The sequence below is a fragment of the Symbiopectobacterium sp. Eva_TO genome, assembly GCF_053848865.1.
The window spans coordinates 660,129-673,294 of the sequence record NZ_JBSPEY010000004.1 but is presented as its reverse complement, the minus strand read 5'-3'; the positions used below and the strand labels follow the sequence as shown (position 1 = coordinate 673,294).

9 protein-coding genes and 3 pseudogenes are annotated in these 13,166 nt (G+C 52.6%); 2 read left to right on the top strand and 10 right to left on the bottom strand.

Features of this window, described 5'->3' with window-relative positions; genetic code table 11:
* Positions 1-27: 27 nt before the first annotated feature.
* Genes ACWWJF_RS05445 through ACWWJF_RS05425 form a run of 5 tightly spaced genes read right to left on the bottom strand, consistent with a single transcriptional unit; the run spans position 28 to position 3,664 of the window.
* Positions 28-291 (bottom strand): hypothetical protein, encoded by a 264-nt coding sequence (locus ACWWJF_RS05445; RefSeq protein WP_455868880.1) that lies wholly within the window; start codon positions 289-291, stop codon positions 28-30.
* Between the two features lie 57 nt (positions 292-348).
* Positions 349-582 (bottom strand): EscE/YscE/SsaE family type III secretion system needle protein co-chaperone, encoded by a 234-nt coding sequence (locus ACWWJF_RS05440; protein ID WP_455868879.1) that lies wholly within the window; start codon positions 580-582, stop codon positions 349-351.
* Positions 583-611: 29 nt separating this feature from the next.
* Positions 612-1,799, bottom strand: a complete 1,188-nt coding sequence (gene sctD, locus ACWWJF_RS05435; protein WP_455868878.1) for a type III secretion system inner membrane ring subunit SctD — start codon at positions 1,797-1,799, stop codon at positions 612-614.
* Between the two features lie 7 nt (positions 1,800-1,806).
* Positions 1,807-3,282, bottom strand: a complete 1,476-nt coding sequence (locus ACWWJF_RS05430) for an EscC/YscC/HrcC family type III secretion system outer membrane ring protein (protein WP_455868877.1) — start codon at positions 3,280-3,282, stop codon at positions 1,807-1,809.
* Positions 3,269-3,664: a pathogenicity island protein gene (locus ACWWJF_RS05425; protein WP_455868876.1), complete on the bottom strand. Its 396-nt coding sequence runs from the start codon at positions 3,662-3,664 to the stop codon at positions 3,269-3,271. Before ACWWJF_RS05425 ends, ACWWJF_RS05430 begins: the two co-directional genes overlap by 14 nt.
* A gap of 230 nt (positions 3,665-3,894) precedes the next feature.
* Between ACWWJF_RS05425 and ACWWJF_RS05420 the strand changes: the two genes are divergently transcribed.
* Together ACWWJF_RS05420 and ACWWJF_RS05415 are read left to right on the top strand one after the other, a co-directional pair.
* Complete coding sequence (locus ACWWJF_RS05420; protein WP_455868875.1) at positions 3,895-6,657, top strand: two component system sensor kinase; 2,763 nt, start codon at positions 3,895-3,897, stop codon at positions 6,655-6,657.
* Between the two features lie 30 nt (positions 6,658-6,687).
* Positions 6,688-7,323 carry a two component system response regulator gene (locus tag ACWWJF_RS05415; protein ID WP_455868874.1) on the top strand — a complete coding sequence of 212 codons (636 nt, stop codon included), beginning with the start codon at positions 6,688-6,690 and terminating at the stop codon, positions 7,321-7,323.
* Between the two features lie 34 nt (positions 7,324-7,357).
* Here the strand turns inward: ACWWJF_RS05415 and ACWWJF_RS05410 are convergent, their stop codons facing one another.
* From ACWWJF_RS05410 to ACWWJF_RS05390, 5 genes and pseudogenes are all read right to left on the bottom strand, one after another.
* Complete coding sequence (locus tag ACWWJF_RS05410) at positions 7,358-8,440, bottom strand: iron-containing alcohol dehydrogenase family protein (protein WP_455868873.1); 1,083 nt, start codon at positions 8,438-8,440, stop codon at positions 7,358-7,360.
* A gap of 40 nt (positions 8,441-8,480) precedes the next feature.
* Positions 8,481-9,593: pseudogene (gene hisC, locus ACWWJF_RS05405) on the bottom strand (histidinol-phosphate transaminase).
* A gap of 23 nt (positions 9,594-9,616) precedes the next feature.
* Positions 9,617-11,113, bottom strand: a pseudogene (hutU, locus tag ACWWJF_RS05400) (urocanate hydratase); the annotation flags it as partial.
* Between the two features lie 280 nt (positions 11,114-11,393).
* Positions 11,394-11,960 (bottom strand): annotated as a pseudogene (locus ACWWJF_RS05395) (IS110 family RNA-guided transposase); the annotation flags it as partial.
* A gap of 4 nt (positions 11,961-11,964) precedes the next feature.
* Positions 11,965-13,133 (bottom strand): IS3 family transposase gene (locus ACWWJF_RS05390; RefSeq protein WP_455868872.1). Its coding sequence is split into 2 segments (ribosomal slippage): positions 11,965-12,878 and positions 12,878-13,133, totalling 1,170 coding nucleotides; the frame shifts between segments, so codons are not numbered across the junction.
* Positions 13,134-13,166 lie beyond the last annotated feature (33 nt).

Below are 13,166 nucleotides of genomic sequence, written 5' to 3'. Positions count from 1 at the left end.
GGATGTAAAACAGTGTAGATATGCTCACTATTTATTAACGCTGTGCTTAATATGCGTTTCGATTTTTTTCAAGGAGATACTTAATGCTTTCAAATCTTTTTTGGCATTTTCCGCAATAATGTTCATGTGATGGATACTCAGCGGCTTTTCCGCTTTCACATCATTTTGCGAAACGGCTCGCCCCGCAGAAGTCAGTTTTCCTTTTATTTTTTCAAATTCCGAAAAACACTTTAATAGACGTTCATACTCTACTTCGAACTTTTTAAATTGATTCGCAATATTACCTGACATGATACACCTCTCATCGTTCACTAATATGTCAGCCGTTGGTATGAAGATGATTATTCTCTACTGACTTAACTCAGCCCCTAGCGCTATATTGTGATTATTGTGATAACGAAAGTAAATGATCTTGATGATATCTTCGCTCTGTATTACCGCTTCCAGCAATAAGGCAAAGTGCTGATATTCCTCTGGCGTAATGGGTTTATCCATGGCACAGGTTAATCGATGACGGGCCGCACTCAGCACCATCAATGCCTTTTGGGCATCGTCAGCCGAACTCTGTATGCGATCTTCCAATGCCGTCAGCGTCGTCATCGTATTTCCCCTTAAAAATTGAATGGAAGCGTGATCAGCGTGCGCCCTTGTCTGAACGTCACCGCGCTATCGCTGATAGCCACAACCTCGCTGCCCTCAGCCAGTCGACTGCCGATGGATAAGGTATCGCCATTACCCAACACCAGATACTCGCCACGCCGGCTATGAACAATGCCAGTGACAGGGGCTGGCAGTTGTCTGGAAAACTCATTGGATAGGGGAACATCCTGATAGCTCAGCGCCACAGTTGGATAGCGCGATCGCATATCCTGCATCAGTTGCGTCAAGGTCTGCTTATCCTGCGCGTTCAACACGCCGCTCAAAATGAAACGCGGCCCCGTATCCGTCAGATTCACCTTGCCCGCTAATCCTTGCTGTAGCAGCGCGCTAATCAGCGCGTTACCGATTTCGTCGTAGGGGTTTTCTATCTGCCAATGCCGTAATCCCGGAATGTTGGCCAACAGCGGTTGAACCGCCGCCCACTGTTCTCCCATACGAATATCCGCATCGATCGCAACGTTGCCCTTCCCTCGGCTGACAACCTGGGCCTGGGTGTAGCCCGCCTGAATCAGCACATCTTTCACGTTTCGGACCAGTTGATCGGCGCAAATAACGTCATCCTGGTAGCGAATGTCGTGGGATTGCAGCGCAAGCCACAAGGGCGTCAACGTATCGCTCGATTCGCAATCCCCAGACACACGCAGTACACCATCCTGCTGCCATTGCGCCACGAGCTGCGTCAACCCGGTTTGCTGCAACAACGCGCTCACGTCTACTGGTGCTTCCGTCGATGGCGACGGGCTCCATTCCATAGAGAAAAATATGAGAGCGAAGATCAGCATAAGCATGCCAGGCACCAACAACCAGCCGCTTGAAAACCGGCGAACTGGCAGACAATAACCAGCAAGGTCTGCTTGCTGCGGCCCAAATGCCATCGCTAACCCGGCCGCCTCCAATACGCCCTGGGAGGGTAATGGGTGATGCTGTACATGGCGGCGACCATTTACCCGCACCGACACCTTTTCCGCATTGGCATAGAGTTGCCCGTCAACGACCGCCAGCTCAATGCGGCTTGCGACCTGCAAAGGGATGCACAGATCGCATTCCCGTTCACCAATGGAGAGACGACCTTCCGATAGCCACACTTCCCGTCCATGCAATACGCCGCCTAACAGGCGAATCTTCCACGTGTTTTCCATACGCTTTTCACTGTTGTCTATTGGCAACGGATGCCTTGATCAGGAACAAGCGAATAACGCTATGCATTTGGTTGGTTTTGGTGCTAAAGAGGTGGCCAAGCACAGGGATGTTGCCTAACAAAGGGACTTTCTTTTCCGACTGTATCTGCTTATCCTGTTTGAACCCGCCCAATAACAGGCTCTGCCCCGCCTGCAACATGGCTTGCGAAGCAATTTCTGCATTTTGAACACCGGGCAAAGGCTCATCCTGACTGATGGGTTCACTTTGTTGCCCATCCTGAATGTTCAGGTTCAACATGATATTTTGCTTGCCATTCTGCTCTAACAGTCGAGGCGTAACGCGTAGTAGCGATCCGGTCGTCACGGACTCCAGTTTGACCATTCTGTCGCCCTCAAGCTTGGTGTAGAACGTGACATTCTTGTCCAACACGGCTTGAATATTGTTGAGCGTCACCACCGAAGGTTGCGATAACACATAGGCACGTGAGTTCTTTTCCAGCGCGCTAAGGCGCACCATAAAGTTCGGCGTGTCTTTGATCACACTGGAGAATCCGCTGTCGAGGCTCCCCCCGTTATTATTGAAGCTGAGCATTCCGCCACCGATCGATGTCGCCGCACTCCAGTCAATGCCTAACTGGCTGATATCCCCGGCATCCACATCAATGATGGTCACAGATATTTCGATCATTTCAGGACGTTGATCCAACTGGGTGATCAGTTGGCGATACCCCGCCATGTTGGCGCTGCGATCGCGCACGATGACCGCATTCTGACGCGGGTCCGCAGAAAACATCGGTAGTCCCTGAGTCGCAGGCGTATTGCTAGCTGGCGTGGGCGCACCGCCGCGGGTCATGTCACGCAGCACGCTGACAATTCCGGGTACCACAACGGTCTGATCGCGGTATCGATACTGATCATCCAGCGCCGTGGCATATTTCAAGGGATATACCACAACGCTCACGGCATCATCCTGACGTTTGCTAATATCGGCATCAAGGGTGGTTGCCAGTTGCGTAACGCGTTCCAGGCACGCAGGTACACCGCTGATTTCCAGCGCATGCTCATTCAACGCGGGATAAATGACACAACTTCTACCCTCAGGAACATTCAGTCTGCGTAAATTTGCTGCAAAACGCGTGGCGGATAGCACATTAAGTGTTACAAGACGGCGTGACAGACGCTGTGCGGGGTAAATAAACAACGTATTGCCATCGTAATAAGAAACCAGATTATATTGGCTCATCAGCTTACATAGAATATCCACCGGTGGTCCTGGCAATATAACCCCGCTGAAATTTTGTACAATCGCCGAATCAATATTCGTTGATGTATAATAGTTTTCCGCGAGATGCTTCAACAAAGAGGAAAGCGACATATTTTGTGCCCGCAATGAAAAATCATTGCCCTCCCACGGTAAGTTTTCAGCATAAGAAACCGAACAGAAAAAAAACAAAACCAAATGGGCGATTTTATATAGCTTCATATTCTTTTACCTGGCATGGGTGTTGTTTACTCAAAATGAGGTATCGAAAATAACGTGTTAGCGCCACATGGATCTCTATTTCTTTTGCCATCACTTCAGCAGAGATTTTCTTATCATAGACACAACACAGCCAACTTTTCTCATCGGAGATGTAGCAGGAAAAATCGTGAATGTCATGATGCCCCCCCAACAAACATGAAACATAACACAATGTTTCCAATGAAAAATCACAAGAGTCAACAAGATGTATTGCCAGAATCCAGTAGAGATTGCATGAATAGCCTTTCGCAGAGAGAGCCGCTATTTTCATCGCGATTTCTCCTTTACTATTAGGCTTGGATATACCCTCAATCAAAGGGATACTTTTTAGTAAATCAAGCATCTAGAACCTCCATGGGATAATCTTATTCTCAAATGCAATGAGAATCTTAGACATCAACCTTATACCTGATTTTTACTTATGGAGAGGTTATATATATTTACAAATTAAAACAATTGCGGCGCTAAAGCCTATAGTTTTAGTGAAAATTACCGTGTTAGAGAAAACCGACAGACGTAAATTCATTCGCCCACAGGGGCAATTTCATTTAGACACCATTCTCGGGTATGACAATGAAAAGAAAACGCTCATTGGTGAGTAAACCGACATTATTTATATCACTGTGCTTATTTATTATCTGGCTGGTTTCTGTTTTTGCTGCAACCTACGCCTCGCTTAACCAGGAAAAACATTATTTAATTGAAAATATAACGCACTTTTCTACTCTGCGGGCAACGTTAACCAATCACCGTTTTGAAGGTGCAGAACGGGATGCGCAGATATTGGCACACCGCTACCACCTGTACCACAGCGAAGCCGCAGACAAGGCCGTGGTCGACAAAAGTGAAAGCTGTTACCTGCCCATTGATACCAGCGCATGTATCCCCAAAACGGTTCAAGAGAAGGATCGCAGCTTTATCCAGGTTTACGGTACTGCCGGGCAAACCTATTATCTCGACAGTTTTGTGTTGGATAGCCGCTATGGCATCTCGCTACTGCCCCCTCGCGAGCACCCCGTCGACTATTTTTCACGTCGACGCACCGAGTTAACGGAATTGCTTGGCAGCCCCGCCAACCACAATATGCACTGGGGCGAACCCAAGTACACAGAGGGCGTAGGCTGGAGCATCTCCGTTGCGGCCACCAGTTCACAAAGTATGCTCGCCGGGCTTTCGGTCAAATTAAGCGATGTGCTCTCTTACGGCCAGTTGTTCTCCGGCAGTGATATCAGCCTCTGGCTGGATAAGCAAAATCATATACTGCCTTTTTCCCTGCTCGACGAGAAGCAAAGTAAAGCACTACAGGCGCGGTTCAACGATGTCACGCTGCATGATGGCTGGCAGGAAATTCCCGGCTATCTGGTACTGCGCACCCAGTTGAAAGGACCCGGCTGGCAACAAGTTATCCTGTATCCAACGCGGGATATCATCCACCTAGCGCTGTCTATCGTCATCAGCCAACTGCCTTTCGCATTAGCGACGTTAGTCCTCATTGCACTGATGTTGTTGGGGCTGCTCCACCGTCATCTGGCCCGCCCGTTGCAGGACTTTGTCGATATCATCAATAAAACGAAACGGGCACCACTGTCGCTGCGTTTGCCGGAAAACCGTCACGATGAACTCGGCAGCATTGCTCAGGCTTACAACCGGCTGTTGAACGATCTGCGCGTGCAGCATGACAACCTGGAAAATACCGTGGTTGAACGCACGCGCGAGTTGATTATCGCCAAGCAGCAGGCGGAACAGGCTAACAAACGTAAAAGCAGCCATCTGACCACCATCAGCCATGAACTGCGCACGCCGCTCAGCGGCTCACTGGGTGCGCTGGAATTGCTCCAACTCACCCCGCTATGCGCCAAGCAAAGTCATCTGGCGGAAACGGCCCGGCTTTGTACTCTCTCATTGCTGGATATCATCAGCAACCTGCTGGATTTCTCGCGTATAGAGTCAGGGCAAATTTCGCTGCACGTCGAGCAGACAGCGCTGCTCCCGCTGATCGATCGCGCGATGTACACCATTCAGGGGCCTGGAAAAAGCAAAGGATTGATGCTGCGCACCATCGTCAGCGGTGATGTGCCCTTGCTTATCGATATGGATGCGACTCGCGTGCGGCAAATTCTGGTGAATCTGTTGGGGAATGCGGTGAAATTTACGGATAACGGAGGGATAACGCTCAGCGTCACGCGCAACGACAACACGCTGATATTTGCCGTCTGTGACAGCGGCAAAGGCATTGCCTCTGCCGACCGTGATGCGGTATTCACCCCTTTCTTTCAGAGCCAGGGAAACATTCAGGGGACTGGGCTTGGGCTGACGATTGCCTCGAATCTGGCTCGAATGATGGGGGGCTGGCTGGATCTCAACAGTTCGGTAGGGCTCGGCACCTGCATCTCTTTTATGATGCCACTCGGTAAACACGTCGCGCCCACGCCATTAAGCGGCAATATCACCGCGCCATTGGCACTGCACCGGCAACTGAGCGAATGGGGACTGACATGCGATGCCGCAACGCATGACAATGCCCTGTGTGCCGATGAACTTGGCTTTCTGCCGGGCAAACTCTATACGCTGGCCGCTCAGATAACGTCAGGCATCACCGACACCGATAAGGCGGTGATCCCGGTTCAACCCTGGCGATTACATATCCTGCTCGTTGATGATGCGACTATAAACCAAGACATCATTGGTGCCATGCTGACGCTGCTCGGGCAAAACGTCACTACCGCCTGTAACGGCCGGGAAGCGCTGGCGTGTGGGCGACAACAACGTTTTGATCTGGTGTTGATGGATGTCTGTATGCCGGAGATGGATGGACTGACCTGCACCCGACAGTGGCGTAAGGACAGCAGTAATCAGGATCCTGAATGCGCCATTATGGCCTTGTCGGCCAACACTGCATCGGAAGAAATTGTCCGTTGCAAGCAAGCCGGCATGTACCATTACCTGACCAAGCCCGTCACGCTGGCGCATTTGGCCGATGGCATCAGCATCGCTGTCGAATATCAACTTCAGCGAGAAATCGATCTGCAAGAGCAAGATAACCTGACAGACAAGGCCATCATCGACATCACTCACCCCACGATGCGACGAAAAATCCGTCGTGCGCTTCGCGAATTGCTGTCAAACATTGAACAAAATTCAAGCGATCAGAAAAAAACTATCACGCTGTTGCATAAGCTAAAAGGATGCATCGGGCAGGCTGGTCTCGGTCCATTGCTGTGCGATGTGATCGATATGGAGAACCGTGTTAAACGCGGACTGCCATTATCCAACGCGGAAATTGCAGAGCTGCGTCTTACGCTGGATGTCGCTTTACGTTTGAAATGCTCACCGTAAAGGACAACGTTTTGTTGAGAGGAATGGAATATGAACGATCATAAAATTTTGCTGGTGGACGATCATGAGTTGATCATAAACGGCATTATCAATTTGCTGGTGCCCTATCCGCGCTTTCGTATCATTGCGCAAACTGAAAATGGCCTTGAGGTCTATAACGCCTGCCGCCTGCACGAACCAGATATTGTGATCCTCGATCTGGGATTGCCGGGTATCAATGGGCTGGATCTTATCCCACAGCTCTGTTCGCGCTGGCCTAAAATGGCGATCCTCGCTTACACCGCACATAACGAGGAGTTTATGGCAATACGCACCCTGTCAGCAGGCGCCATGGGGTACGTATTAAAAAACAGTAGCCAAAAGACATTACTGGCTGCAATACAGACCATGGCCGTCCGAAAAAGGTATATCGACCCGACTCTCAACCTAGATGCCATCAACTCCGCCCTGAACACGGAAGGGGACAGTCCGGAGTTGCTGACACCGCGTGAACGGCAAATACTGAGACTTATTGCCAACAGCTACACCAACCGCCTTATCGGCGAACAACTGTGCATCAGCGTTAAAACGGTCGAAACCCATCGACTGAACATTATGAAAAAGCTCAATGTACATAAAGTGACAGAGTTGCTTAATTGCTCGAGGCGCTTAGGGCTAACTGATTGAGTTTTTTATACCAGGCCACACTTTATAGCGCCTGTTAACAGGCGCTGATAGCCAGACGTTCTACTCGATGAATAGCCTCGCTTAGCGTCTCGCGGGTAACGACATTGGGCATATTGCCCATATCCGGTGCCGTCACGGCCGCATTCAATATGGCCGCCTGTTCCTCAGAAGTCAGGGTTGGTGCAATCGCTGCCAGTGATGTCGGGATGGCACAATCCTTCGCCAACGCAATGGCTTCAAGCAATTCCTCATCGCTACGCCCTTCCTGCGCCAGTAAACAGAGATTACCAAACCCCACCAGCAGGCCATGCCCGTAAGCGCGCATCTTATCGCATACGGTAAAGCCCTCGTAGAGCGCATGGGCTGCCGCCGCATGGGCACCATTGCTCATCAACGAGGTCAACCCGGCAAACAAGAAGATAGCATCAAGCACCTGATCCAGCGCCGGTGTTGCCTGCCGTTGCCGGACTGCTTCACAGGCGGCGGCACCAAACCGGGCAATTTGTTGATAGCAGAGCTGGCTGTTTGCCATGGAGGACGCACCAAAACCGGTGACATCCTTATTACCGCTAATAGCTCGCAGTTCATACCATTTTGCCAGCGTATCGCCCAGCCCCGCCGCCAGCCAGCGCAGCGGTGCTTTAGCCAAAATATCGGAATCAATAATCACCGCAGCCGGAGCGACTGGCAGATGATACAGATCGCGAAAATGGCCATCGTCATGATAGCGAATCGTCAGCGGCGTCACCGCGGCACAGGTTGCCGCGATGGTCGGCAGGGTGATAACCGGACGGGAGGTTTCCAATCCTACGGCTTTGCCTGTATCCAATGCCTTCCCACCGCCCACAGCGATAATCACATCGGCAGCGTGGGTGCGTACGTCTTGTGCCAGACGTAAAATCTGTGTTTCGCTGCACTCACCGCCGTACCAGATGTCGGCACATTTGATCACACCGGCTCCTGTCAGTTGTGCATCAATCAGGGCTGATGCCACCTCCAGCGCATGCTTACCCCCCAAAACCAAAACACGCTTACCCAACGCTGAAGCGATGGTGCCCAACCGGTTAATCACGCCTGCGCCGCGCACCACGCGCGCGGGAAAATAGACCTGTTGCATGTATTCTCCGTAAGTATTCAGTCAATTGGCCGAAGTGGGGCTACTGCGCACACTGGCGCAACGCCGCAATACACTGTTGGTTGGCAGCCTCAGACCCCACAGAGATCCGCAGCCATTGGGTGTATCCGGCTTCCAGCCAGGGCTTCACAATCACCCCAAAATGCAATAAACGCTCAGCCAACGCAGCGCTATCCTGCACAACATTCACAAACAGGAAATTGGCCTGCGACGGAGCCACAAACCATCCCAAAGCGTGTAGTTGATCTCTGAGCCAGGCCCGTTGCTGCGAAACATGGGTGACACTGCGAGCCACGTGCGCCACATCCAACAGCGCCGCCTGTGCCGCAGCCTGCGCCATACGGTTGATATTGAACGGTGTACGTACGCGATCGAGCAATTCCACCATCTTGGCATGACACGCTAAACCATACCCCACACGCAACCCAGCCAGACCGTATGCCTTGGAAAAGGTGCGCAACACAATCCACGGTCGCGCCTGCTGACGTAATACGGAGAGGCTATCGGGATAATCGGGGTGAGCGGCGCAGTACTCATAATAAGCTTCGTCGATCACCAACACGCAGTCCGGCGGCGTCATGGCAATCAGGCGTTCGAATCCCTCACGCCCCAACATGCAACCCACGGGGTTGGAAGGGTTACTGAACACCACCATTTTGGCCGGTTTTGCCAGCGCCTGCGCCCAGGCATCCAGGTCATACTCCATCTACGCATTCACCGGCACCAGCGTCACCTCTGCCCCTAACATTTTGGGATACAGGTGATGCAACCCAAAAGAGGGCACCAGCGTGACAACCCGATCGCCCGGATTGAGAAAAGCCAGACACAGCATTTCCAGCAGATTTTCCGAGCCGTTTCCCATCACCACCAGCTCCGGTGTCATCCCAGTGCGCGCGGCAATCACCGCGCGCAATTGGAGACTCGCCGGGTCGGGATAACAGGCCGTACGCGTCACCTCAGTTCGCAGCGCCGCGTCGGCCAACGGACTCATGCCCAGTGGATTTTCATTGCTGGTGAGGCGGGCAATATCCGTCACAACAAAACGCTGGCGCACCGCATCATCAGATAACCCAGAGTTATAGCGTCCCAGTTGGCGGGCTTCGCGCCGCGCCAGTCGTTCAATCGTTTCTTTCATGATGACCTCAGCGGCGCGTTCGGTTAACCCTTCACCATCGGCAAATTCAACCCATGCTGTGCGGCGCACGCGATAGCACTCTCATACCCGGCATCCGCATGGCGCATTACGCCCGTAGCCGGATCGTTCCACAGTACGCGCGCCAGACGTTCATCGGCCTGTTCGCTGCCATCACACACGATCACCGTGCCCGCATGCTGTGAGAGGCCCATACCCACACCGCCGCCGTGATGCAGGCTGACCCAGGTTGCGCCACCCGCTGTGTTTAACAACGCATTGAGCAGCGGCCAGTCGGATACCACATCCGAGCCATCGCGCATCGCTTCGGTTTCCCGATTCGGTGAGGCAACCGATCCGCAGTCCAGATGATCGCGACCAATCACAATCGGCGCTTTCAGTTCACCATTGCGTACCATCTCATTGAAAGCCAGCCCTGCCAGATGGCGCTCGCCCAATCCCAACCAGCAAATGCGCGCCGGTAATCCCTGGAACGCGATGCGCTCTTGCGCCATATCCAGCCAGCGGAGTAACGACGTGTTCTCAGGGAACAGCGCTTTGAGCTTGGCATCGGTACGCGCGATATCCTCCGGGTCGCCGGACAACGCCACCCAGCGGAACGGGCCTTTGCCCTGACAGAACAATGGACGAATATAGGCAGGTACAAAGCCGGGGAAATCGAACGCGTTAGCTACGCCCTCTTCCAGTGCCATCTGGCGAATATTGTTACCGTAATCCACCGTCGGGATACCCATATGATGGAATTCGAGCATCGCCTGCACATGCACCGCCATCGAGGCTTTGGCCGCCTTTTCTACCGCTTTCGGATCGCGAGTGCGCATCTCTGCCGAGTGTGTCACGTCCCACCCTTGCGGCAGATAACCGTTAATCGGATCGTGTGCCGAGGTTTGATCGGTCACGATATCTGGGCGCATGCCTCCGGCCTTGGCGCGTTTCACCAGTTCTGGCACCACATCCGCTGCGTTACCCAACAGGCCCACAGAAATGGCGCGTCCCGCTTTGCACGCTTCATCGATCATTGCCAACGCCTCATCCAGATCGGTGGCCTTGTAATCGAGATAACGTGTGCGCAAGCGAAAATCAATACGCGATTCCTGGCACTCGATCGCCAACACGCTGGCGCCGGCAAGAACGCCCGCCAACGGCTGCGCGCCGCCCATACCGCCCAAGCCCGCCGTCAGGATCCAACGCCCGCGCAAATAGCCGTTGTAGTGCTGCTGTCCAGCTTCAGCAAAGGTTTCATAGTTTCCCTGCACAATGCCCTGTGCACCAATGTAGATCCATGAACCCGCCGTCATCTGGCCGTACATCATCAGCCCATCGCGATCCAGCTTATTGAAGTGATCCCAGTTGGCACAGTGCGGCACCAGATTCGAGTTGGCGATCAGCACGCGCGGCGCATTTTCATGGGTACGAAAAACCCCCACCGGTTTACCGAACTGCACCAACAGCGTTTCATCCCCTTTCAGGGCGCGCAGAGAGGCAAGTATCGCGTCAAAACATCTATGGTCACCCCCATTTTTGCAACACTGATTTTTGACTAATGGTGGGCTTGCTTCAATCTATCCGGCGTCTCTGTGGGCGAGATGCCCGCGCCTCGATGAGTTCCGCGCCTGGTGAACCTGAAAAGGCCCTCGGCTTCATTGAGCCATTTTTGTCGTCAGGTTTTTCAGCAGGCCGATATGCCGTTCATGTCATCAATAATCAGTCTTCGCAAAACCAGATAGGTAACTGCTGTTTAATTACTTAATAATCAGTCTGTTGATTTAGTTCTACATAACATCAGGCCTGATATTCATTGTGATTAGTTGTGATTGACCAGGCTATTCGCGCCAGTTTGTTTGCCAGAGCACAGGCGACAATATTTGAATGTTTGTTATCGAGTTGCCCCCGAACCCATTCAGCAAGCCTGCCCTGCTGATATTCAAGTCGCATCATGAACGAGCGGGCACATTGAACCAGAAGTTTGCGTAAATTTTTATCACCTCGTTTGCTTATCCCCAGCAGAGTCGGTTTGCCTCCTGTGCTGTATTGTCGCGGTACAAGCCCTGTGGAAGCCGCAAAATCCCTGCTACATGAAAATTGTTTTCCATCGCCGAACTGTGATGAAAGTAAGCTGGCAGTAATAGGACCGACGCCTGGAATTGTCATAATTCGCTGTGCAGTATCATCAGCTTTGATTGACTGATTTAATTCTGATTCCAGCGCTGTTATTTGCTCGACAAGGTAAAGATAGTGGGCATGTAACTTCATCAGCAGACGGCTCAGGTATTCGGGGATTTCGTGCTCAGCCAGCACCAGAGACAGTCGCTTTATTACCGCCTCGCCGATTGGCAGGCTTATCCTGTAGTGGTCAACTAATATTGGCCACCGCATTAGACTGTATGTAGAACAGTCGCTCAGATTCGTTTGGAGTTAAGCCGCCGTTATACCAGTGAGGCCGGATAGCGCTGTAATACCCCGTGATGTAGCGGATAATCGCGTCCTGGGCTTCGCTGAAGCTGTTGTAACCCTTTGTCGGCACCCATTCTGTCTTCAGGCTGCGGAAGAACCGCTCCATTGGCGCATTATCCCAGCAGTTACCCCGCCGACTCATACTCTGCTTTATCCGGCAGCGCCACAGGGCTTGCCGGTATTGACGGCTGGTATAGTGGCTGCCCTGGTCGCTGTGGAACATGACTCCTGTTGGTTGTCCCCGGAGTTCCCAGGCCATCTGCAACGCTTTAACTGTCAGCGCCGAGTCCGGCGACGTCGACATGGCCCAGCCCACCGGTTTGCGGGCGAACAGCTCTAGCACCACCGCAAGGTAAGCCCAGCATTTGCCCGTCCAGATGTAGGTCACATCGCCGCACCAGACCTGATCCGGCGCGGTAACCGCGAACTGGCGGTTGAGATAGTTCGGTATTTCAACGTGTTCATTGCCGCCGCGTTTGTATTTGTGAGCCGGTCGCTGGCAGCTGGCGATACCCAGCTCCTTCATCAGCTTGCCAGCCAGCCAGCGCCCCATTTTGACACCGGAGCTGCCGGTGACGATGGTCGCGATACTTCGAGCGCCGGCAGAGCCGCCGCTGGCGTTCCAGGCTTCCATGACGCGGCTACACTTAACCACGCGCTCACCGTCGGGTTCATTAGCGGAAGCCTGCCAGTGCCTGTAGCTGCTGCGATGTACCTCAAAAGTTTGGCACAACGCCGTGACCGGGTATCGCGCCCTCAGCCTGTCGACTACCGTGAACCGTTGAGTGAGTCCGACATTAAGAGCGCCGTAGCCTTTTTTAGGATTTCGTTCTCCATTTCAAGGCATTGGACTTTTTTCTTCATCTCACGCAGCTCGAGCTGTTCAGGGGTAAGAGGAAGTCCCGTTGGCGTTTTTCCCTGTCGTTCAAGGCGAAGCTTATTGACCCAGCGACTAATGGCAGAATGGCTGACATTAACCGCCTCTGCGGCCTTAACGTATGTGTAGCCGTGGTCGACAACCAGCTTTGCGGCTTCGAGCTTAAATTCCGCCGTAAAATGTTTACCCATGAGGTCACCTGTCGTGTTGATGAGGTGAGCATA

Bases quoted from the DNA above. Each gene is read 5' to 3' on its own strand.
- ACWWJF_RS05445 (WP_455868880.1), bottom strand. From the start codon at position 291: ATGTCAGGTAATATTGCGAATCAATTTAAAAAGTTCGAAGTAGAGTAT.
- sctD (WP_455868878.1), bottom strand. From the start codon at position 1,799: ATGGAAAACACGTGGAAGATTCGCCTGTTAGGCGGCGTATTGCATGGA.
- ACWWJF_RS05430 (WP_455868877.1), bottom strand. From the start codon at position 3,282: ATGAAGCTATATAAAATCGCCCATTTGGTTTTGTTTTTTTTCTGTTCG.
- ACWWJF_RS05425 (WP_455868876.1), bottom strand. From the start codon at position 3,664: ATGCTTGATTTACTAAAAAGTATCCCTTTGATTGAGGGTATATCCAAG.
- ACWWJF_RS05420 (WP_455868875.1), top strand. From the start codon at position 3,895: ATGAAAAGAAAACGCTCATTGGTGAGTAAACCGACATTATTTATATCA.
- ACWWJF_RS05415 (WP_455868874.1), top strand. From the start codon at position 6,688: ATGAACGATCATAAAATTTTGCTGGTGGACGATCATGAGTTGATCATA.
- ACWWJF_RS05410 (WP_455868873.1), bottom strand. From the start codon at position 8,440: ATGCAACAGGTCTATTTTCCCGCGCGCGTGGTGCGCGGCGCAGGCGTG.